The organism is Flavobacterium sp. (assembly GCF_024642105.1).
GTDB lineage: Bacteria > Bacteroidota > Bacteroidia > Flavobacteriales > Flavobacteriaceae > Flavobacterium.
This window is the reverse complement of the sequence record NZ_JAHEBT010000021.1, coordinates 1-23,252: the sequence shown is the minus strand read 5'-3', so window position 1 is coordinate 23,252 and position 23,252 is coordinate 1. Positions and strand designations below refer to the sequence as shown.

Below are 23,252 nucleotides of genomic sequence, written 5' to 3'. Positions count from 1 at the left end.
GTTGTACAAAGGTAGAAACAAATCTAAGAAACACCAATTGTTTTTGTAGAAATACTTAATTTTGAAAAATGGAAAGTAAAGTTTCAAAAGATCCACTACACGGAATTACACTTAAGACAATTGTTGAGCAATTAGTCCAACATTACGGTTTTGATACCTTGGGTGAATTAATTAAAATTAAATGTTTTAATGAAAACCCAAGTGTGAAATCGAGTTTAACATTTTTGCGTAAAACAGATTGGGCTAGAAAAAAAGTAGAAGAATTGTATGTGAAAACACTTCCGAAACTCAATGCGACTTAGTAGTTTTTCTTTAGTAGAGAGTAAAAAACACTGTCTAAAAATTTCCCCTCAAAAAAAGTATGTTCCTTAAAATGTCCTTCTTTTACAAAGTTATTTTTCAAGAGTACTTTTTCCGATCCAAAATTTTCAGGATCAATCACCGCTTCGATTGAATTTAATCCCATTTCCTCAAATCCAAATTGGATGACTCTTTCTAAAGCTTCGGTAATTATGCCTTTCCCATGAAACTCCGCAGATAATATATAGCCAACTTCAGCTCTATAATTTTCAGGTTTCATGCGGTAAAATCCAATCATTCCAATTAATCTATCATCTTCTTTGGTTGTAATTGCCCAATTGATAACATTATTGTTGTTTACATTGGTATCCATTACCGAAATGAATTCAAGCGCTTCTTCTTTGGTTTTCATCAAAGGTCTCGGAATAAACTTCATAATTTCTGGATTAGAACGCAAAGCAAGAATTTCATTGACATCGGCAGAAGTAAGACGTCTTAAATTCAAACGATTGGTTTCGAGATTCGGGAAAGGAGCAAAATTGAATACTAACATGAAAGGTTCTTAAAGGATTTCTATACTAAATTTTGCTTGAAAAGGAGTGTCTTTTTTCAAAACGATGATGCCTTCTTTTTCAAAAAGGTTGCCATTGCTTTCGGCGGTATCAGAGTAACCAAACCAAGGCTCTATACAAATAAATGGCGCGCCCACTTTTGTCCAAATACCCAAATTAGGAAAGTCCTCAAAATGTACTTTTAAGATTGGATTTTCTTTCTCAATAATAGTGAGTGAATTTGATTTTAATGTCTTGAATATCAAAGCATCTCTTTCAAATAATTTATAAGTAAGAGGAACGGTATTGGAATTGGTTTTTATTTTTTCGGTCTGTTTTGAAACCAAATCATTTTCGAGTAAGGTGTATTCTAATGGTTCTACTTCTTCAAAAGCAAGGCTATAGTCTTCAAAATCTCTTGGTAAAGCAAAGGCAGGGTGCGCACCAATAGAAAATAGGATATCGGTGTTGTCTTTATTTATTACTCTATAAGCCAGTTCTATTGTAGTACCAATTAAAATGTACTGGATTTGCAATTCAAATTTGAAAGGATAATTTTTTAAGGTTTCCGAATTGGATTGAAGTGAAAAAGTAGCGCTACTTTCTGTTTTTTCGACTAATTGGAATTCCATATCCCTCGCAAATCCATGTCTTGAAAGGGTATATTCTTTATCGTTATGGTAAAACGTATTGTTTTTTAGTGTGCCAACAATTGGAAACAATACGGGAGAATGTTTGCCCCAAAAAGCTGGATTTCCTTCCCAAATGTATTCTCTGTTCGAATTACTTTTTAGCGAACACAATTCAGCTCCAAGAGTTTTAATTTGAGCACTGATTATAGTATTGGATAGGGTTATAATTGACATCGAGTTTTTATTTTAGAATGGTAAATATAAAAGTATAAATTATAAAACTCGAATAGTTATTTTGTTTTTCAAACATATTTGCTTCGGCTTAGTTTAAAATTTGCTTTTTTTTCATTTATTTGTGATAAAAATAGTTTAAATATGAAGAATATACAACGCAATGTCATTGTAGTGATGGCATTATTAACGAGTGTTTCTACGCTTTGGTCCCAAGATCAAGCTGCTTCTGATTTGGTTAAACTCAAATCCAATTACAATTATCACGACGCTTTTGCGCCTTTTTTCTATTCGAAAAATGGAACAAACACGCGTTCAGCTAATGGACAACCAGGTCATGAATATTGGCAAAACAGAGCTGATTATCAATTGACGGCTAAGTTAGACGAACAAAAAAATGAAATTACGGGTTCCGGAGTTATTACGTACACTAATAATAGTCCGGACAAAATGAATTTTGTTTGGATGAATTTAGATCAAAATTTATTTCAAGCCGATTCTCGTGGAAATGCCGTAGTGCCAATTTCAGGAAGTCGTAACGGAGCACAAGGTCAGATTTTTGACGGAGGTCATAAAATTAAATCGGTGAGAATAGTTACATCTTCAAAGGGAAAATCTACAGAAGTGGATGCGAAGTATGTAATTTCAGATACCAGAATGCAAGTGTTTATTCCGCAAGGATTGAACGCTAAAGGAGGAATTGTAAAAATCAAAATTAATTTCTCTTTCATTGCTCCATTTGAAGGATCAGACCGTATGGGAGTTTTGGAAACCAAAAACGGAAAAATTTTCACCATTGCACAATGGTACCCAAGAATGTGTGTGTATGATGATGTAAGAGGATGGAATACCAATCCGTATTTAGGAGCATCAGAATTCTATTTGGAATATGGAGATTTAGAAGTAAACATTACAGCACCATCTAATCATATTGTGGTATGTTCAGGAGAACTATTAAATCCAACTGAAGTATATTCTACAGAAGAACAAAAACGTTTGGCTCAAGCCAAATTAAGTGATAAAACCGTTTTGATTCGTACTGCAGAAGAAGTAAATGGGTTACCAAAAACGACTGCTACAACTAAAACTTGGCATTATAAAATCAAAAATGCACGTGATTTATCTTGGGCATCTTCGGCAGCTTTTATTTTAGATGGTGCCAAAATTAATTTGCCAAGTGGTAAAAAATCATTGGCATTATCAGCTTATCCAGTAGAGAGTGATGGTACTGCTTCATGGGGACGTTCTACAGAATACACCAAAACATCCATTGAAAATTATTCGAAAAGATGGTTTGAATATCCTTATCCAGTAGCCACTAACGTTGCAGGTAATGAAGGCGGAATGGAATATCCTGGAATTGTTTTTTGTGGATGGGAATCGAAAGGAGCAAGTCTTTGGGGTGTGACAGATCATGAATTTGGGCACATTTGGTTCCCAATGATTGTAGGTTCTAACGAACGATTATTTGCTTGGATGGACGAAGGATTCAATACTTTCATTAATTCATTAAGTTCGGTCGATTTCAATAATGGAGAGTACAAAGAAGAAAAAGCGGATTTGCATGAAGATTCAGAACAGTACACCAACCCAGCTTTAGAGACAATCATGAGTTCACCTGATAATATGAAGGAAGCTAATATTGGTACATTATGTTATTCAAAACCTAGTGCCGGTTTAGTAATATTGAGAGAACAAGTTTTGGGACCAGAACGATTCGATTTGGCTTTACGTACTTATGTAGATCGTTGGGCATTCAAACATCCAACACCAGATGATTTCTTCAGAACAATTGAAAATGTGGCAGGAGAAGATTTGAGTTGGTTCTGGAGAGGTTGGTTCCAATACAATTGGCGTTTAGACCAAGGAATCAATTCGATTAAATACATTAAAAATAATCCGGCTAAAGGAATTATTATCAATATTGAGAATTTCGAAAAAATGGCAATGCCAATCGTTTTAGATGTTAAAACAAAAAGCGGAAAAGTGACACGTGTGAAATTGCCAGTAGAAATTTGGCAGAGAAATGTCGATTGGTCATTCAAACACAATTCGGCTGAGCCAATCGAAAGTATTACACTAGATCCAGACCATGTATTTCCAGATGTGAATGAAGGGAATAATGTTTGGACGGCTGAAAAAGGAAAAGTGGAGGAAGATCTAATTTTAGATGGTTACCTTGGAGTTTATACCAACCCACAAGCGCCAATTAAATTTACACTTACTGAAAAAAATGGTGCCTTAAACGTAGAAATTACGGGTTATCCTAAATTTAATGTAACACCAACTGGTAAAAATAAATTCGAATCTAAACGTGCCGGAATGGAATTACAATTCAATGATGCACAAACAAGTTTCGATATGATCTTGGCAGATGGTAGAAAAATACCATTTACAAAACAATAATCGGATGCTATTATAAAAAAAACGACTGAGAAATCAGTCGTTTTTTTATGCAATAAAGTTTAGATGTTATACTGGAATTTGTTGACTTAAACAGTGTAACGTTCCAAATCCCCATATAAAGTCAGTAGCACTGATTCCAATGATTTCTCTGTCAGGAAAACAATCTGCTAAGATGTTCAAAGCAATTCTATCCTTGCTATCGTTGAAAGTAGGAACCAAAACACAATGGTTTAAAATTAAGAAATTAGCGTAACTAGCAGGCAAACGCAAATCTTCAAAATCCAAACGTTTTGGCATAGGCAAACAAACGATTTTTGGAGTTTGTCCGTTTTCCAATTTAGCATTTTGCAAACGCTTTAGATTGTCTTGTAACGGTTGGTAATTAGCGTCTTTTTTATCGTCTTCAACAATGGTTACAATAGTATCCTCGTTTACAAATCGGCATAAATCATCAATATGTCCGTGGGTATCGTCTCCTTTAATTCCGTCACCCACCCAAATCACATTCGTAACACCTAAATATTCTTTAAAAACGGCTTCGTAATCGGCTTTGCTAAAATTGGCATTACGCACTTGAATCGAAGGATGCATCAAACATTCTTCTGAAGTCAATAACGTTCCTTTTCCATTCACATCAATAGCGCCACCTTCAACAATAACCGGTTTTCCGTTGTAAGTTACCTGAGTTAGAGGCAACTTCAAGAAATCAGCTACTTTGGCAGGAACGTGTTTGTCCAATTGAAAATTAGCATATTTTGCCCAGCCATTAAAGTTGAAATTCAAGGCTTCTCTTTTGGAGCCATTTTTTACAATGATTGGTCCCGAATCACGCATCCAAGAACGATTCGTTTTATGAATGATATAGGAAACATTGGTAAGCAGAACATGCGCTCTTTCGAGCATTTCAGTCACTTTTGTTTTCAATTTTTCATCAGCCACTACTAAAAATACTTTTTCTACAGCAGCGATTTTTTTAATGAATTCGACAAAAGCCCATTGAACGGCTTCGTATTTGCCAGGCCAATCGTTTCCATTATGTGGAAAACACAGTAAAATACCTTCTTGTTTTTCCCATTCAGCAGGGAAACGTCTGTTTGGAGTACTCATTGATTAGTCTATTGCTCTTTTTGTGATATCTCCAAACGCATCAATACGGCGGTCTCTAAAGAACGGCCAGTTCTGACGCACGTTTTCTTGTAAATCCAAATCCACTTCGGCAATCAAGATTTCTTCTTTATCGTGTGAGGCTTGCGCCAAAATTTCGCCTTGTGGTCCAGCTATGAAAGACGAACCCCAAAACTCGATTCCAGCGGTATCAGGTAAATATTTTTCTAAACCAATACGGTTAGCAGCGGCTACATACACGCCATTTGCTACAGCATGACCTTTCATCACGTTCATCCAAGCGCCGTGTTGATTGACTCCGTATTCTTCTTTTTCTAAGGGATGCCAACCGATAGCTGTTGGGTAAAATAAAACTTCAGCACCTTGCAAAGCGGTTAAACGCGCTCCTTCAGGATACCATTGGTCCCAACAAATTAAAGTTCCAATTTTTCCTTTATTGGTAGGGAATGCTTTAAAACCTAAATCACCTGGAGTGAAATAGAATTTTTCGTAAAAATGTGGATCGTCCGGAATGTGCATTTTTCGGTACAAACCAGCTTCGGAGCCATCCGTATCAATAATGTAAGCACTGTTATGGTAAATTCCTGCCATTCTTTTTTCGAAGAAAGGAACAATGATTACCACACCTAATTCTTTGGCTAATGCACTAAAAGCAATAAAAGAAGTGCTGTACAATGGTTCTGCTAAAGCAAAATTATCGACATCTTCACTTTGACAAAAATAATGACTGCTGTACAATTCAGGTAGCGAAATTACTTCAGCACCTTGACTAGCGGCATCACGCACCCAACTCAAACATTTCTTTAAGTTATTTTCGGCAACATCATTCAGATTCAATTGAATAACCGCGATTTTGTATTTTTTATTTGGCATAGCTTAAAAAATTAGACCGCAAAAATAGGTATTTTTATAAAGAGTACACGAAAAGGAATTCAGAAAAATTAACCCTTTATTTATGTTTCTTGCGAATAGTTCGGATATTCAAAATGGCTTCGTACCTTTGCACTCTAGAATTGAAGAAATGTTAGCAATAGGAAAATACAATACGCTTATCATATTACGTGACACTAAAGTAGGTTTGTTTTTGGGAAATCCCGAAAAAGATCCTGAAGGGATTCACGATGTACTCTTGCCCAACAAATACGTTCCAAACGAATTTGAAATAGGGGAAGAGTTAATTGTTTTTGTGTATTTGGATCACGAAGAACGCCCGGTAGCCACAACCTTAGCGCCTTATGTTTTGTTGAATGAATTTGCACTTTTGCGTGTGAATTATATCAACCAAATTGGTGCGTTTATGGATTGGGGAATGGAAAAAGACATTCTGGTTCCGTTCAAAGAGCAGGCACGTCCAATGGAAAAAGGAAAACGCTATTTGGTGTACTTGTATATGGACGAAAAAACCAATCGTTTGGTTGCTTCAAGTAAAACGAATCAGTTTTTGAGTAACGATCATTTGACGGTTGAAAAAGGAGAAGAAGTCGATTTGATTGTTTCGCATATCACCGAGATTGGGATTAATGTAATTATCAATGAACAACACAAAGGATTGTTGTACAAAGATGAGGTGTATGATGATGCTATTCGTACTGGAGACAGAATGAGAGGATACATTAAAAACATTCGTCCTGACAATAAAATTGATGTGGCGCTGCAAGTGCAAGGGTATCAAAGCATTGAGCCGAATGCGGAGAAAATTTTGGACGAATTGCGAGCGAATCGTGGTTTTTTACGTCTGAATGACAATTCGCATCCAGAAGATATTAAAACGGTCTTGAAAATGAGTAAAAAGACTTTTAAAAAAGCCATTGGAGCTTTGTATAAAGAGAAACTAATCGAAATTAAAGACGACGGGATTTATTTGATTAAAGAGTAATTCTAAATAGTTTTTCATTACCTAAAGAGGGTGTTTATAAAGAACGAATTTTGTCATTCCGAATTTATTTCGGAATCTATAAATATTATAATTCAATATATTTAAAGAAACTGAAACAAGTTCAGTTTGACAAGAATAAGACTTTTAAAACACCCTCTTTTTTTGTGTTGAACCGCTAACTTTAGGTTTTCTTTTTAGGAGAGAATCTAAAAAATGACTTATTTTTACACGCAAATCAAAGAATTATGAGCAAGATAGATTGGAAAATAGTCCGAGAATTTGAAGATATTACCTATAAAAAATGCAATGGAGTAGCACGAATCGCTTTCAATCGCCCTGATGTGCGTAATGCATTTCGTCCTAAAACTACTTCTGAATTATTACAAGCTTTTCATGATGCACAAGAAGATACTTCAATAGGAGTAGTATTGTTATCAGCTGAAGGACCTTCGTCCAAAGACGGAATTTGGTCATTTTGCAGTGGAGGAGATCAAAAAGCACGCGGTCATCAAGGCTATGTGGGGGAAGACGGTTACCATAGATTGAATATTTTAGATGTACAACGATTGATTCGTTTTATGCCAAAAGCTGTTATTTGTGTAGTTCCAGGTTGGGCTGTGGGCGGTGGTCATAGTTTACACGTGGTGTGTGATTTGACTTTAGCGAGTAAAGAACATGCTATTTTTAAACAAACTGATGCCGATGTAACCAGTTTTGATGGCGGATACGGTTCGGCGTATTTAGCCAAAATGGTAGGCCAGAAAAAAGCCCGTGAAATCTTTTTCTTGGGTCGAAATTATTCCGCTCAAGAGGCGTATGAAATGGGAATGGTAAATGCTGTTATTCCGCACGCTGAGTTAGAAGATACCGCTTATGAATGGGCGCAAGAAATTTTAGCCAAATCGCCAACATCTATTAAAATGTTGAAATTTGCAATGAATCTAACCGATGATGGTATGGTAGGGCAACAAGTTTTTGCGGGCGAAGCCACTCGTTTGGCGTACATGACTGAAGAAGCAACAGAAGGTAGAAATGCCTTTTTGGAAAAAAGAAAACCGAATTTCGAGAAAAAATGGTTGCCATAATTGGGTTTCTATGTAGAACATTAAATATTTAAACTTTATAAACCAATTTATTAAACTCATAACCTAAAAAATGAAACACTGGATAGAAGCCGCTCGATTGAGAACCTTACCTTTATCAGTTTCTGGAATTATAGTAGGGAGTATGTATGCGTTGGCAAACCCAACGGAGGATGTACTTACTCCAACGGAAGTTTTCAACTGGAAACTTTTTGCTTTTGCGATACTAACTACTTTGGGATTGCAAATCCTTTCCAATTTTGCCAATGACTATGGTGACGGAATAAAAGGAACCGATAACGAAGATAGAGTAGGGCCTAAACGAACCATTCAGTCTGGGGTAATTACTCCTCAGGCTATGAAACGCGCTATTATTCTGACTTCAGGATTGACTTTGTTATCGGCTATTTATTTAATTTACCTAGCCTTTGGAGCGCACAATTTAGGATTTTCGTTATTTTACTTGATTTTAGGTATTGCAGCAATTGCCTCTGCGATTCGTTATACAGTTGGTAATTCAGCCTATGGGTACCGTGGTTATGGAGATCTATTTGTATTTGTGTTTTTCGGATTGGTGAGTACGCTGGGTGTTAACTTTTTGTATTCCAAACAATTGGATGGTATTTTAATCTTGCCAGCAACGGCGATTGGCTTCTTGAGCGTAGCAGTATTGAATTTGAATAATATGCGTGACGAAGCTTCGGATAGAAAATCAGGAAAGAATACTTTGGTGGTAAAAATGGGAATAGAAAACGCTAAAAAATACCATTACTTTTTGATTGTCGGAGCCATGTTTTTGGTATTACTCTTTGCTATTTTAAGTGATTTTCATTTTGACCAGTACTTGTTTTTATTCGCCTACATACCTTTAGTGAAACATCTAATTACTGTTCGTAAAAATCAAAATAACAAGTTATTAGATCCTGAATTAAAAAAAGTAGCATTGAGTACCTTTGCGCTTTCAGTTTTGTTAGCGTTGTGTATGATTTTCTTCTTTTCCGACTTAATCGTAAACAATTCGTAAAGAAATTGCAATAACAAATTCAATTAGAATACAAGGCAATAAATAGTTAGTTAAAGTATGTATAAAAAAATAAGTGCGCTCTTTTTCTTTTTTATGGCTATTCCGGCGCTGTTTGCTCAAAAAGGCGGGTATTGGGATAAAGAACGATCAACCACTAAAGAAGTAGTGGTATCGGCACGAGATCGTATCTTAATACAGATTGATGATTTACCTACCGGAACTACGGAATTGATTTATCGCATTACACTTTTGGATAAAAACCAACAAATTGCCAATAGTTTGGTTTCGGTACTGAAAGCGATTCCGGATCCAACAGGAATTAGTCAAGGTTCAGCAGGGGCGGTGTTTTTGGTTTCCAAAATATCGGGAGACGACAAATGTAAATATGCTATTTTTTCTAGGTCGGATGTGGCGAATAATTATGTGACTACTGGAGCTACTAGCGAAGCTTGTTTGATTCAAGACGAGCCTGTGAGTAAAGATGCGAAACGCTTGTCTGTAGATAAATCTACTTGTCTGAAATCAAATATCAATTCTACTATGTTGTGGTTTGGGTTTGAGAGTAAAAACTGGATTATGAACCAGAAAATTGTATTGGAAGTCGTGCCGTGGGTAGATTATAAATTGAGTCGAGGGTGGACCAAAGAAAATCGCAAAGCAATCATCGATCAATGCAAAACGTCTAATTTGGCTCAAAAAATGACCAATCCGGGTGATTTCTGTGTTTGTGTTTCCGATAAAATCCAAGCGAAATATACATTCAAAGAGTTTCAAAAATTATTAGCCGAAGAACGTAACAAGGCGTTTAAGGATTTTGGCGCACTTTGCTTTAACGAAACAGGCGCTTCTAAAGCATTCAATTCAGATTTACGAACACAAGCTGCAGTGTTAGCTAAAAAAGGCAATTATGGCGCTGCAATTGCAAAAATGAATACGGTAATCAACAATGGTAAAGCCGCGGTGTTGGATTATAACACACTTGGGTATTACTATTTAATTACGAAACAATACGGTAAGGCACTGAAAACACTACAAGAAGGTCAAAAAATAGACGCTACAGAGTTATTGATTCAGTTGAATTTAGCACATGCCTATTTGCTGAATGGTAATTACAAAGCGGCTAAAGCAATTCATAAAACCTATTCCAATCAAAATGTAACGGATAGTTTGAGTTGGACGCAAAAAACCAAATTGGATTTTGATGCTTTCCAAAAGGCAGGAATTCAAAATGATGACTTCAATGCTATTTTGAAAATTTTAGAATAATCTCTTTTGAAAGCAACCTATCATAAACACCTACTGCATTTTAAACGCCCTTCGGGAACTTCCAGAGGCGTGTTGACGGATAAAGAAACCTGGTTTATCGTTTTGGAGCAAGACGGTAAAAAAGGAATAGGTGAGTGTGGAATACTTCGCGGACTCAGTTGTGATGATCGTCTGGATTATGAAGAAAAATTATCTTGGACTTGTGTGAATATTCATTTGGGCAAAGAGGTGCTTTGGGAAGCGTTAATAGAATTTCCTTCGATACAATTTGGAGTAGAAATGGCATTCCAATCGTTGGATAGCGAAACTCCGTTTTTACTCTTTCCTTCCGAATTTACCGAAGGTCAACAATCAATTCCAATTAATGGATTGATTTGGATGGGAGAAGAGGCATTTATGAAGGAGCAAATAGAAGAGAAACTAGCCGCTGGGTTTCAATGTGTGAAACTGAAAATTGGCGCTATTGATTTTGAAAAAGAACTGCAATTATTGCGATATATTCGAGCCAATTTTAGTCCGGAACAAATCGAAATTCGAGTAGATGCTAACGGTGCTTTTAATGTAAATGAAGCTTTAAATAAATTAATTCAATTATCTGAATTTGAATTACATAGTATAGAGCAGCCTATTCAAAAAAGTAATACTGACAGGATGTCAGAACTATGTAAAACCGCTCCATTTCCTATTGCTTTGGACGAAGAGCTGATAGGTGTTTTTAGTCTAGCTGAAAAAGAAGCGCTACTGCAAAAAATCAAACCCCAATACATTATTTTGAAGCCTAGTTTTGTAGGCGGATTTCGGGGTACGCAAGAGTGGATTACATTGGCTGAAAAGCACCAAATAGGGTGGTGGATTACCTCGGCTTTGGAAAGTAATATTGGATTAAATGCGATTGCGCAATGGACTTTTTTACAACACAATTCCATGCCGCAAGGATTGGGAACTGGTGCTTTGTACACCAATAATTTTGATTGCCCTCTAGCGGTGGCTCAAGGACAATTGTGGTACAATACCGATTTAGATTGGGATTGTAATTTAGTGTAATTACGAAGTAATTAACACTGCTTCTCGTATGATGACAATCCATTTGAAAGCCTCTAAATTAAGATACTAAGAAAAAAAAGCAAAATTTATTGTTTGTGAAAATATAAGTGTATATTTAACAGTTAAAAAATACAGGCAATATAAAATGAAAAAATTAAAAGGAATAACTTGGAATCATACCCGTGGTTTACTCCCTATGGTGGCCACCGCTCAACGCTTTTCTGAGTTCCACCCTGGAATTGAAATTAGTTGGGAAAAAAGAAGTTTACAAGATTTTGCAGACAGTTCTATTGATAGCCTAGCGGAACGATTTGATTTATTAGTCATTGACCATCCTTGGACTGGTTTTGGCGCTCAGACCAAAGCTATCTTACCTTTGTCTGATTATCTCTCAGCTGAATACATCCAAGATCAAGAAAAAAATACCGTAGGAAAATCATACGAGAGTTATGTTTTTAGCAACAAATTATGGGCTTTACCCATAGATGCTGCAACACCTGTAGCTGCTGCTCGAAAAGACATTTTGGAACAAATGGGAGAAAAAGTGCCTCAAACCTATGACGACCTTTTAGCATTGGCAAAAAAAGGAAAAGTGGCTTTTGCAGGAATTCCAATTGATGTTTTGATGAGTTTTTATATGTATTGCTGCAGTCTTGGAGAAGCTCCTTTTCAAACTACTCAAGAAGTCGTTTCAATGGCAACAGGAACCAAGGCGCTACAACTTTTTAGAGCATTAGCCTTACTTATTGATCCTGCTAATTTCAACCGAAATCCTATTCAAGTATATGAGGCTATGGTCAATTCAAACGAAATTGCCTACTGTCCTTTTGCTTATGGCTATTCTAACTACTCCAGAACAGGATATAGTGACAATCTACTGCATTTTTATGATTTGGTTCAGTTAAATCAACAACCTATGATTAGTTCATTAGGAGGGACTGGTTTAGCAGTTTCTTCGTCTAGTCAGTATCGCAATGAAGCAATTCAATACGCTGAGTTTGCTTGTTCTTCTGCAATACAACAAACTATTTTTGCTGACAACGGTGGACAACCGGGTCACCTTCAAGCTTGGAAAAATGAACGAATTAACCAACTAACACACGATTATTTCAAAAATACATTACCTGCTTTAGAACGGGCTTTTTTAAGACCAAGATACGATGGTCATATGTACTTTCAAGATCATGCTGGCGATGTAGTCAGAGATTATCTTATGAAAGGTGGTGATGAAAAAGCGGTACTAGAAGAGTTAAATGTTTTGTATGCAAAATCGCTAAACAATACCAATTCATGAAACCATTAGAAGGATTAGTCGTACTCGAATTTTGTCAGTTTTTGGCTGGGCCTTCGGCTGGGTTAAAACTAGCTGATTTGGGTGCCCGCGTTATCAAAATTGAACGTCCCGTAAAAGGCGAAGCCTGCAGACAACTTAGTATCAAAGACCTTTTTGTGGACGATAGTAGTTTGCTTTTTCATACCATTAATAGAAACAAAGAATCTTTTGCCGCTGATCTTAAAAACCCTGACGATTTAGCAATAGTAAAAAAACTCATTGCCAAAGCCGATATTATGACCCATAATTTTCGTCCAGGTGTGATGGAAAAAATAGGATTAAGCTTTAAAGATACAGCAACCATCAATCCTAGAATAATTTATGGCGTGGTAACAGGTTATGGCGAAAAAGGCCCTTGGGCTACAAAACCAGGTCAGGATTTACTAGTACAATCCATTTCGGGATTGACTTGGCTTAGCGGAAAAAAAAGTCAGCCTCCTGTACCCTTTGGTCTAGCTGTAGCCGATTTAATGTGTGGGAATCACTTTGTGCAAGGCCTGCTTGCAGGATTACTCAAAAGAACAAAAATAGGTAAAGGCGTTCTCGTAGAAGTGAGTTTGTTAGAGTCTATCTTGGATGTACAATTTGAAGTCATAACTACCTATTTGAATAACGGAAAAAAAATACCCGAAAGAGGTGATATACAAGGTAGCGCGCATACCTTATTGAGTGCGCCCTACGGCATTTATAAAACACAACAAGGCTATCTTGCATTAGCTATGGGCGATTTGCAATGCATTGGAAAAATTATTGGTGTTGATTTAGACCAATTCCAAGACAAAGCACTATGGTTCTCCTCTCGAGATAGTATTAGAAAATTATTGAGCAACCAACTCCTTACCGATACCGCTGATAATTGGATAGAATTACTAAATAACAATGGGATTTGGTGTGGTAAAGTATTGAATTACAACGACCTCAACCATCAAAAGTTCATACAGGAGCTAGGCTTAAAACAAACGGTTCAAAATACAGATGCTATTCCATTAACAACAACTCGTAGCCCTATTCAATTGGATGGTAAAATACTCACTCATAGTAAAGCCGCTCCAAAAGTAGGCGAAGACAATATCAAAATACACCAATTCTTTTTAAACGATTAAATGAAGCCTTTAGACAATTATTTAGTAATAGACTTTAGTCAATTTCTCTCAGGACCCTCTGCTAGTTTACGTTTGGCAGATTTAGGGGCGCGAGTTATCAAAATTGAAAAACCAGCAACTGGAGATATTTGCCGTACGCTTTATACTTCTGATTTAATTATGAATGGTGAATCTTCTGTTTTTCATACTATTAACAGAAACAAAGAATCTTTTGCTATTGATTTCAAAGAACCTGACGGATTGCAAAAAATTAAGAAACTTATTGCAAAAGCAGATGTAGTAATGCATAATTTTAGACCTGGTGTAATGGAACGCGTTGGCCTTAGCTACGAAGAAGTACTAAAAATCAATCCCAAAATTATTTATGCTTCCATTTCTGGCTATGGGAATCATTCTGAATTAAAAAAAATACCTGGACAAGACTTATTATTACAATCGATGACAGGCCTAACTTGGCTCACAGGAAACCAAGAGGATGGTCCTGTCGCTATGGGATTGTCTATTGTAGATATGTTGGCTGGAGCTCATTTAGCTCAAGGAATTTTGGCTACTTTGTATAGAAAGTCGGTACAAAATGTTGGAGCATTAGTACAAGTAAGCATGTTAGAATCGGCTTTTGATTTTCAATTCGAAACCATCACTACTTATTTTAATGATGGTGGTGAATTGCCTGTCAGAACTAAAAATAATAATGCTCACGCCTACCTTGGTGCGCCGTACGGAATTTACCAAACCCAAAACGGCTACTTAGCGCTTGCCATGGGGTCTATCCCTGTTTTGGCAGAACTTTTACAATGCAATGAATTACTCGCTTTCCCTGAAAATAAATTCAGTTTGCGAGACGAAATCAAAACTATTTTGGCTACACATTTGCAAACACAACCAACAGAATTTTGGCTAGCCATTTTAGAACCCGCTGATATTTGGTGTGCTAATGTCCTAAATTACGACCAGCTTTTTGAAGAAGAAGGTTTCAAAGTCCTCGACTTCATTCAAGAAGTACAAATGCAAGATGGTTATTCGTACGCAACAACACGATGTCCTATAAAAATTGATGGCGAATTATTCACCTCAAGCAAAGGATCTCCAAAATTAGGGCAAGACAACGAATCAATAATCAAAGAATTTACATTGTAATGGAAAAATTTAGAATTGCCGTTAGAAAATTTGACCCGTTTGAAATCACTTTACAAAAGTTATGGGAAGCTTTTTGTCTCGAAAACAACTGTACTGTTGAAGTCGAAATGATTCCAATGGAACTTCATGATTTGTACGAAGCTACACTCACTACTAATGGTTTAAAAAATGGCGATTGGGATATTGCGCATTTGAATACTGATTGGATTTTTGACGCCGTAAACAGTCAATCCGTTGAAAATCTGAATGACTTTATTGCACAACAACCACCCGAAAACTTTCCAGAAGGATGGCATCCATCTTTACTTCATTTACAACAAATTAATAATGGCGTTTATGGATTACCTTTTCATGACGGCCCTGAATGTTTGATGTATCGTAAGGATTTATTTGATGATCCTTCTGAAAAAGCAACCTTTAAAAACCGATACAATTACGAGCTTCGCCCTCCTAAAACTTGGCAAGAGTTTACTCAAATAGCTGAGTTTTTCCATCGCCCGGAAGATAATTTATACGGATGTGTGTTTGCTAATTATCCAGACGGACACAATATGGTTTTTGATTTTTGTCTACAGTTGTGGACCAGAGGCGGTTCTTTGCTAGACAATCACAACACTATAAACATCAATCAAACTGCAGCCATTGAAGCATTAGATTTTTATCGAAATAGTGTAAACAACACCCAAGCCGTACATCCACAATCCAAAGAGTTTGGTTCTGTCGAAGCGGGTATGGCTTTCGCCAAAGGAGAAGCAGCGCTGGCTATCAATTGGTTTGGATTTGCTTCTATGTGCGAAGTAATTGATGAGTCTAAGGTAAAAGGAAAGGTAGATATTGCCGAACTTCCCTTTGATCCCAACCATACAACTGCTTCTTTAAATGTGTATTGGCTCTATACCATTGGAACAGGTAGTAAACACCAAAAACTTGCCTATGATTTTTTACGTTTTGCAACCACTGCAGCCAGTGATAAATTGTTGACTACCGAAGGCGGAATTGGGTGTAGAAAATCGACTTGGATTGACCCAGAGATTAACCAAATCATTCCTTTTTATCACAAACTAAGTATTTTGCACGAAAATGCCCTTACTTTACCCCAAACTCCCATTTGGCCTAAAGTTGCAGAATTAATTGACCAAATGGTGCTTAAAGCATTAAATAGTAGCACTTCTTCGGCTGAACTGCTTAAAATAACACAAATTGAGATTCAAAAATTAGAATAAAATGACCATTAACTACAAACCACTATTACCCGAAACACAACAGCCCATTATCATTATTGGAGCTAGCGGAATCGTAAAAGATGCCCACTTACCCGCTTATGAAATGGCTGGATTTAAAGTTTTTGGAATTACCAACAGAACGCTTTCCAAAGCCCAAGAGCTAGCCGAAAAATACAATATAGAACACGTTTTTGAATCGGTAGCCGATGCAGTGAAAAACGCACCCAAAAATACAGTCTATGACATCACGGTTCTTCCTGATCAATACATCGAAATTTTAGAACAATTACCTGATGGTGCTGCAGTTTTAATTCAAAAACCGATGGGAAATGATTTAGCACAAGCACGCGAAATAGTAGCGGTTTGCGAAAAGAAACAATTAGTAGCTGGAATTAATTTCCAATTGCGTTTCGCTTCTTTTGTAAGTGCTGCTAGAGACCTTATTAACAAAGGTATTATTGGCGAATTGTACGATTTAGAATTTAGAGTGGCTGTTAACACGCCTTGGGAATTGTTTCCACTTATCAAAGAACATCCAAGATTAGAAATTCTGTTTCACAGCGTACATTACATTGATTGTGTTCGATCTTTTTTAGGAAATCCAAAAAGTGTAATGGCTAAAACAACTAAACACCCTCTAAAGAAACTATCTTCGAGCCGATCCACTATTATTTTAGATTACGGAGAAACAATGCGCGTTGTGATTAATACCAATCACGATCATGCTTTTGGGTCACATCATGAAGAAAGTTTCATTAAATGGGAAGGAACCAAAGGTGCTATTAAAGCCAAAATGGGATTGTTAATGAACTATCCTGAAGGTTTACCTGATGTGTTTGAATATGCAACAATAGATTCAGAAAACAACAATCAATACGAATGGAAACAAATAGCATTAGAAGGGTCTTGGTTTCCCGAAGCCTTCATTGGCACCATGTCTAATTTAATGCGTTTTAAAGAAGGTAGTGATGCCAAATTACACGCAAGTGTCCAAGATGTATTAGACACCATGAAAATAGTAGAAGCCTGCTATATAAGTACAACCAAAGGCGGAATAGCATTAGACGAATTATAAAAAACAACAGTATGTATTTTAAATCAACTTTTTTTGAAGAGTATCAAATTAACGACAAACGTGTAACCCTTGGAAGAACAATTACCGAAACAGACTTTGTAGTTCATGCAGGACATACCGGAGATTTTTTTCCACATCATATGGATGAAGAATGGTGCAAAACACAACCTTTTGGACAACGGATTGCGCATGGCACAATGGTTTTTAGCATCGGAATTGGTTTGACTGCTTCTGAAATTAATCCAGAAGCGTTTTCAAAAGGTTACGATCGTTTACGCTTTGTGAAACCGGTTCACATTGGCGATACCATCCATTCTGAAATCACTATTGCTGAAAAAGGAGAAGCCAAAAGAGACGATATGGGCACCGTGACAGAACACGTCGAAATCATCAACCAAAAGGGAGAAGTCGTTTTGGTTTGTGACCATCTATTATTAGTAAAGAAAAAATAAATAACCACCTAAAAACCTACTTATGCAAGTAACTAACCAAATTGGAGACCAACACGAAGCACCTGAAGAAAAAGGAGCTGGAGTAAATTATCTTTTACCTTTCATTTTAATTACCTGTCTATTCTTTCTTTGGGGAATGGCACACAACTTAGACTCCATTTTAATTCCGCATCTAAAAAAAGCTTGCGAATTAAATAACCGTCAATCTACTTTAATCGATACTGCCGTATTTTTTGCCTATTTCATTATGGCAATTCCCGCGGGAATATTAATCAAAAAAATAGGCTATAAAAACAGTATAATCACAGGTTTGTTAGTTTTTGCAACGGGAGCTTTTTTGTTTGTTCCTGCTGCCAACACACGTACCTACGAATTGTTTCTACTCGCATTATTCATAATTGGCTGCGGTTTAACTATTTTAGAAACTAGTGCTAATCCGTATGCCGCCATACTAGGCCCTTCGGAGTCTTCCTCAAAAAGATTGAATCTAGCCGCTTCTTTCAACGGATTAGCCGCTATGATTGCTCCAATTATTGGTTCACTATTCATTCTTTCAGGAAAAACACTTACACCTGAACAAATGGCGGCTATGCCCGAGGTAACCAAAGCAAGCATGCTATTAGAAGAAGCTGGTGCGGTAAAATTACCGTACACCATTCTAGGAATTATATTAGTATTAGTTGCTATTTTGTTTTATTTCATGCACTTACCTACAATGAAAGCAGAGCATGCCGAAGTAGAGATTAAGCCTGGATTTTTCTCTGTTTTGAAATTTTCTCACCTAAGCTGGGCTGTAGTAGCGCAATTTTTTTACGTAGGAGCACAAGTTTGTGTGACTAGTTTCTTCATCCGAATTGCGCAACAAGGAGCTGGTTTAGACGAAAAAACAGCCGCCTACTACCTCGGAATCTATGGCTTTTTATTCATGGCTGGCCGATTCATAGGCACCTTCTTTTTACGATTTGTAAAAGACTACGTACTGCTTTCTATTTATTGTGTAATCAGTATTGTATTATGCTTAGTGGCTATTTACGGCACTGGAATTAACGTAATTTATGCACTAGGAGCTATTGGATTCTTTATGTCTATTATGTTTCCTACTATTTTTTCATTGGGGTTAGTAGGCCTAAAATCGAATACAGAAACGGGTTCATCTTGGTTGGTAATGTCCATCGTGGGAGGTGCTATTCTTCCTTACGGTATGGGAACTTTAATCGACCTAAACCACGACAATATCCAATCAGGCTACATTATACCCTTGGTGTGTTTTGTAATTGTGCTGTATTTTAGTGTATGGGGACGTAAAGTGAAAACTACTCCAATGTAAACTCTTGTTATTTAATGAAGGAGGACAAATAATAAGAACTTATGCATGGCCACAAAATAATATCTAACTTTTTTTAGGTCATGCATATTTCTCTCTTTTATACTTGAATCACCCCTAAATTAAACGGTTTCTCAATAGGTGCGTGGTTAGCGGCCTCAATTCCCATCGAAATCCAAGTGCGCGTGTCCAAAGGATCAATAATCGCATCCGTCCACAATCGAGAAGCAGCATAGTAAGGCGATACCTGTTCGTCATAACGCGCTTTTATTTTGGCAAACAATTCGGCTTCTTTGGCCTCATCTACTTGTTCTCCTTTTGCTTTCAGCGAATTGGCTTCAATTTGTGCCAATACTTTGGCGGCTTGTGTGCCGCCCATTACGGCTAATTCAGCACTCGGCCAAGCCACAATTAAACGCGGGTCGTAAGCTTTGCCACACATCGCATAATTTCCTGCTCCATAGGAGTTGCCAACAATTACAGTAAATTTTGGCACCACCGAATTAGAAACGGCATTCACCATTTTGGCACCGTCTTTTATAATGCCCCCATGTTCCGATTTACTGCCTACCATAAAACCGGTTACGTCTTGTAAAAACACTAACGGAATTTTCTTTTGGTTGCAATTGGCTATAAAACGTGTGGCTTTATCTGCCGAATCGGAGTAAATAACACCTCCAAATTGCATTTCACCATTTTTAGTTTTGACTACTTTTCGTTGATTGGCTACAATGCCCACAGCCCAACCGTCTATTCGAGCATAACCCGTGATGATGGTTTGGCCATAGCCTTCTTTGTAAGCTTCAAACTCGGAATTGTCCACCAATCGCTTGATGATTTCCATCATATCGTATTGATCGGTACGCGCTTTAGGAAGTACGCCATACAATTCGTTTTCGTCTTGAGTAGGTTTTTGGGATTGGATTCGGTTAAAACCGGCTTTGTCATAATCGCCAATTTTATCCACGATATTTTTTATTTTGTCCAAAGCATCTTTGTCGTCTTTGGCTTTATAATCGGTTACTCCTGAGATTTCGCAATGGGTAGTTGCGCCACCTAAAGTTTCGTTATCAATGCTTTCGCCAATGGCGGCTTTGACCAAATAACTTCCTGCCAAAAAGATACTTCCTGTTTTGTCCACAATCAAGGCTTCGTCACTCATAATAGGCAAATAAGCTCCACCTGCTACGCAACTTCCCATCACTGCTGAGATTTGGGTAATTCCCATGCTGCTCATTAAGGCATTGTTTCTAAAAACACGTCCAAAGTGTTCTTTGTCTGGAAAAATTTCATCTTGCAAAGGCAAATACACCCCAGCACTATCCACTAAATAAATAATAGGAATACGGTTTTCCATTGCAATTTCTTGCGCGCGAAGGTTTTTCTTAGCGGTTATTGGGAACCAAGCTCCTGCTTTTACAGTCGCATCATTAGCAACTACAATACATTGTTTTCCTTTGATGTACCCTAGTTTAACCACGACCCCTCCCGAAGGACATCCGCCGTGTTCTGGGTACATTCCTTCTCCAACAAAGGCACCAATTTCAATACTTTTTTCGTTGGCATCGAGCAAATAATCAATGCGTTCACGAGCTGTCATCTTTCCTTCGGCATGTAATTTTTGGATGCGTTTTTCTCCGCCGCCTAATTTTACTTCGCCTAGTTTTTTACGTAATTCAGAAAGTAACAGTTTGTTGTGATCTTCGTTTTTATTGAAATTCAAATCCATTTGCAATTATTTGTCAAGTATTGATAGCGCTAAAATACAAAATCATCATTTGAAAAGTGGCTCCAAATGATGATTTTTAATTCCTTTTTGGTTCTTATTTATTTTTAGAGTCTTCCACTAAACGTTTTAATATCGCCCATTGTTTCAGCGCATCTCTAGCGTCAACTGCCGGGTAGCCTAAAACGGTTTTGCCTGCAGCCACATCACCAACTACGCCAGAACCCGCACCTACAATGGCTCCATCACCAAGAATAGTGTGGTCTTTAATCGAAGCGCTTCCGCCAATGATGACGCCATTACCTAAAGTTACGGAACCTGCCAATCCACTGTTTCCGGCCATAATACAAAAACGACCTAGTTTACTGTTGTGACCAATTTGCACTAAATTGTCAATTTTACATCCGTCACCCAAAACAGTCGAGCTGAATTTGCCTCTATCTACACAAGAGTTAGCGCCGATTTCTACGCCATTGCCAATCACAACATTCCCAATTTGCGGAATTTTAACCAAGCCTTTTTGTGGGTCAGGTCTAAAACCAAAGCCATCCGCACCAATAGTCGCATTAGGATGAATAATACAATGATGACCAATATGACAACGCTCTCTAACGACAGTTCCTGACCAAATTACGGTATTGTTTCCAATGGAACATTCGTCCAATACGGTTACGTTAGGGTAGAGGATTGAATTTTCTCCGATGGTTGTTTTTGGACCTACATACACATTGGCGCCAATTTTACTTCCTTTTCCAATAGTTGCCGTAGCATCAATCACAGCAGTTGGATGAATTTCAACATGAAATACAGGACTTGGCGGAGCAAAAAGTTCCAACACTTGCGACATGGCCAAATCAGCATTTTTCACTTTGATAAAAGCCCGATTGTCTCCTGGTTCAATGCTAATGTCTTCATTAACAACAGCGGCACACGCTTTTGAAGTAGCCCAATTTTTTTCGTATTTTCTATGTCCAATGAAGGAAATTTCAGTTTCCGAAGCTTCGTCTAATTGTTCGGGAGCTGTTATTGTTTGATTGGTTAGTCCAACAATAGTTCCCTGAAGTACTTCGTTAAGTTCTTGAATAGAGTAGGATTTCATAGTTTTTGGTCGGTTTTTTGGTGGTATAATCACCAAATAAACTCAATTCCTTTTGAATGAGCAACTTTTTGAAAATAAAAACTCCTCAAACCATTCTAATTAGGAAGGTTGAGGAGTGTTGTTTTTAGTGCTACTACAATTTATTCGTCTTCTTTTTGTCCCATCATCATGAGATAGGCTTTTAAGAAATTGTCAATTTCGCCATTCATCACGGCATCGACATCGGTTGATTCAAATCCGCTACGAACGTCTTTGACTAATTTGTACGGATGCATGACATAGTTTCTAATTTGTGAACCCCACTCAATTTTCATTTTTCCCGCTTCGATATCGGCACGTTGAGCGAGTTGTTTTTTCAACTCAATTTCATACAATTGCGAACGAAGCATTTGCATGGCACGGTTTCTATTGTCGTGTTGCGAACGTGTTTCCGAACATTGAATCTGAATTCCTGTCGGTTTGTGTACCAATTGTACTTTGGTTTCTACCTTGTTCACATTTTGCCCACCAGCACCACTAGAACGCGCGGTGGTAATTTCAATATCTGCCGGATTGATGTCAATTTCGATAGTATCATCCACCAAAGGATACACATAAACAGAAGCAAAAGAGGTATGACGCTTGGCATTGCTATCAAAAGGTGAAATTCGGACTAATCGATGCACCCCGTTTTCTCCTTTTAAATAACCAAAAGCATAATCACCTTCAATTTCCAAAGTCACAGTTTTGATTCCCGCTACATCACCTTCTTGAAAGTTTAATTCTTTGACTTTGTATCCTTGTTTTTCGGCCCACATTAAGTACATCCTCATGAGCATGGATGCCCAATCACAACTTTCTGTTCCACCAGCACCGGCTGTAATTTGGAGTACTGCACTCAAAGTATCACCTTCTTCCGAAAGCATATTCTTGAATTCAATACCTTCTATATGCAACTCTGTGGTATGATATTGTTCGTCTAATTCTTCTACAGAAAGTTCGCCTTCTTTGTAAAATTCATACGCCAATTGCAATTCATCACTCAGCTCAACCGCTTTGTTGTAATCTTCGATCCACTTTTTTTTGTTTCGAAGGTTTTTAACAACGATTTCAGCTTCTTTGGCATTGTTCCAAAAGTCAGGCGCAAACGTCTTTTCTTCTTCGTTTGTAATTTCAATTAATTTGGCATCAACGTCAAAGATACCTCCTCAACGCACCAAGGCGTTCTACAATACCTTTTATTTGTTCGGTAGTTGTCATAAAT

At 37.3% G+C, this 23,252-nt stretch carries 21 protein-coding genes; 14 read left to right on the top strand and 7 right to left on the bottom strand.

The window, feature by feature from the left end:
* Positions 1-68: 68 nt before the first annotated feature.
* Positions 69-302 carry a VF530 family protein gene (locus tag Q0L65_RS04370; RefSeq protein ID WP_296683892.1) on the top strand — a complete coding sequence of 78 codons (234 nt, stop codon included), beginning with the start codon at positions 69-71 and terminating at the stop codon, positions 300-302.
* Here the strand turns inward: Q0L65_RS04370 and Q0L65_RS04365 are convergent.
* Positions 299-853, bottom strand: coding sequence for a GNAT family N-acetyltransferase (locus Q0L65_RS04365; protein ID WP_296683890.1), 555 nt, complete (start codon positions 851-853; stop codon positions 299-301). The two genes, Q0L65_RS04370 and Q0L65_RS04365, sit on opposite strands and share 4 nt — an antisense overlap.
* A gap of 9 nt (positions 854-862) precedes the next feature.
* Positions 863-1,717, bottom strand: a complete 855-nt coding sequence (locus Q0L65_RS04360; protein ID WP_296683888.1) for an aldose 1-epimerase family protein — start codon at positions 1,715-1,717, stop codon at positions 863-865.
* A gap of 141 nt (positions 1,718-1,858) precedes the next feature.
* Between Q0L65_RS04360 and Q0L65_RS04355 the strand changes: the two genes are divergently transcribed.
* The gene (locus tag Q0L65_RS04355) at positions 1,859-4,120 is read left to right on the top strand and encodes a M1 family metallopeptidase (protein ID WP_296683885.1); all 2,262 of its coding nucleotides are present in this window, start codon (positions 1,859-1,861) and stop codon (positions 4,118-4,120) included.
* A gap of 66 nt (positions 4,121-4,186) precedes the next feature.
* On the opposite strand, the gene Q0L65_RS04350 is transcribed toward Q0L65_RS04355, so the two are convergent.
* A complete protein-coding gene (locus Q0L65_RS04350) occupies positions 4,187-5,227 on the bottom strand; it encodes an agmatine deiminase family protein (RefSeq protein WP_296683882.1) in 1,041 nt (346 codons plus the stop codon).
* 3 nt (positions 5,228-5,230) lie between these two features.
* Positions 5,231-6,118 carry a carbon-nitrogen hydrolase gene (locus Q0L65_RS04345; protein ID WP_296683879.1) on the bottom strand — a complete coding sequence of 296 codons (888 nt, stop codon included), beginning with the start codon at positions 6,116-6,118 and terminating at the stop codon, positions 5,231-5,233.
* Positions 6,119-6,266: 148 nt separating this feature from the next.
* Between Q0L65_RS04345 and Q0L65_RS04340 the strand changes: the two genes are divergently transcribed.
* From Q0L65_RS04340 to fucP, 12 genes are all read left to right on the top strand, one after another.
* Positions 6,267-7,121: a S1-like domain-containing RNA-binding protein gene (locus Q0L65_RS04340; RefSeq protein WP_296683912.1), complete on the top strand. Its 855-nt coding sequence runs from the start codon at positions 6,267-6,269 to the stop codon at positions 7,119-7,121.
* A 245-nt stretch (positions 7,122-7,366) separates the two neighbouring features.
* Complete coding sequence (locus Q0L65_RS04335; protein ID WP_296683876.1) at positions 7,367-8,206, top strand: 1,4-dihydroxy-2-naphthoyl-CoA synthase; 840 nt, start codon at positions 7,367-7,369, stop codon at positions 8,204-8,206.
* Between the two features lie 70 nt (positions 8,207-8,276).
* A complete protein-coding gene (menA, locus tag Q0L65_RS04330; protein WP_296683875.1) occupies positions 8,277-9,227 on the top strand; it encodes a 1,4-dihydroxy-2-naphthoate octaprenyltransferase in 951 nt (316 codons plus the stop codon).
* Between the two features lie 57 nt (positions 9,228-9,284).
* Positions 9,285-10,493 (top strand): tetratricopeptide repeat protein, encoded by a 1,209-nt coding sequence (locus Q0L65_RS04325; protein WP_296683872.1) that lies wholly within the window; start codon positions 9,285-9,287, stop codon positions 10,491-10,493.
* A gap of 6 nt (positions 10,494-10,499) precedes the next feature.
* A complete protein-coding gene (locus Q0L65_RS04320; protein WP_296683871.1) occupies positions 10,500-11,537 on the top strand; it encodes an o-succinylbenzoate synthase in 1,038 nt (345 codons plus the stop codon).
* A gap of 145 nt (positions 11,538-11,682) precedes the next feature.
* Positions 11,683-12,831 (top strand): extracellular solute-binding protein, encoded by a 1,149-nt coding sequence (locus Q0L65_RS04315; protein WP_296683868.1) that lies wholly within the window; start codon positions 11,683-11,685, stop codon positions 12,829-12,831.
* Entirely contained in the window at positions 12,828-13,973 is a 1,146-nt protein-coding gene (locus tag Q0L65_RS04310; protein ID WP_296683867.1) for a CoA transferase, read from the top strand. The genes Q0L65_RS04315 and Q0L65_RS04310 overlap by 4 nt, the downstream gene beginning before the upstream one ends.
* Entirely contained in the window at positions 13,974-15,110 is a 1,137-nt protein-coding gene (locus Q0L65_RS04305) for a CaiB/BaiF CoA-transferase family protein (protein ID WP_296683863.1), read from the top strand.
* A complete protein-coding gene (locus Q0L65_RS04300) occupies positions 15,110-16,333 on the top strand; it encodes an extracellular solute-binding protein (protein WP_296683861.1) in 1,224 nt (407 codons plus the stop codon). The genes Q0L65_RS04305 and Q0L65_RS04300 overlap by 1 nt, the downstream gene beginning before the upstream one ends.
* A 1-nt stretch (position 16,334) precedes the next feature.
* A complete protein-coding gene (locus Q0L65_RS04295) occupies positions 16,335-17,408 on the top strand; it encodes a Gfo/Idh/MocA family oxidoreductase (RefSeq protein ID WP_296683859.1) in 1,074 nt (357 codons plus the stop codon).
* Between the two features lie 11 nt (positions 17,409-17,419).
* Positions 17,420-17,860, top strand: coding sequence for a MaoC/PaaZ C-terminal domain-containing protein (locus Q0L65_RS04290; protein WP_296683855.1), 441 nt, complete (start codon positions 17,420-17,422; stop codon positions 17,858-17,860).
* Positions 17,861-17,882: 22 nt separating this feature from the next.
* Positions 17,883-19,187 carry an L-fucose:H+ symporter permease gene (gene fucP, locus Q0L65_RS04285; protein WP_296683853.1) on the top strand — a complete coding sequence of 435 codons (1,305 nt, stop codon included), beginning with the start codon at positions 17,883-17,885 and terminating at the stop codon, positions 19,185-19,187.
* A 97-nt stretch (positions 19,188-19,284) separates the two neighbouring features.
* Here fucP and Q0L65_RS04280 read toward each other — a convergent pair whose 3' ends face one another.
* From Q0L65_RS04280 to prfB, 3 genes are all read right to left on the bottom strand, one after another.
* Positions 19,285-20,913, bottom strand: a complete 1,629-nt coding sequence (locus Q0L65_RS04280; RefSeq protein ID WP_296683850.1) for a carboxyl transferase domain-containing protein — start codon at positions 20,911-20,913, stop codon at positions 19,285-19,287.
* A 94-nt stretch (positions 20,914-21,007) separates the two neighbouring features.
* Positions 21,008-22,009, bottom strand: a complete 1,002-nt coding sequence (lpxD, locus tag Q0L65_RS04275) for a UDP-3-O-(3-hydroxymyristoyl)glucosamine N-acyltransferase (protein ID WP_296683847.1) — start codon at positions 22,007-22,009, stop codon at positions 21,008-21,010.
* Positions 22,010-22,149: 140 nt separating this feature from the next.
* Positions 22,150-23,248, bottom strand: a protein-coding gene (gene prfB / locus Q0L65_RS04270; RefSeq protein WP_296683909.1) for a peptide chain release factor 2 whose coding sequence is annotated in 2 segments (ribosomal slippage) — positions 22,150-23,184 and positions 23,186-23,248 — 1,098 coding nt in all. Because the reading frame shifts where the segments join, the coding sequence is not laid out codon by codon here.
* Positions 23,249-23,252: the final 4 nt, after the last annotated feature.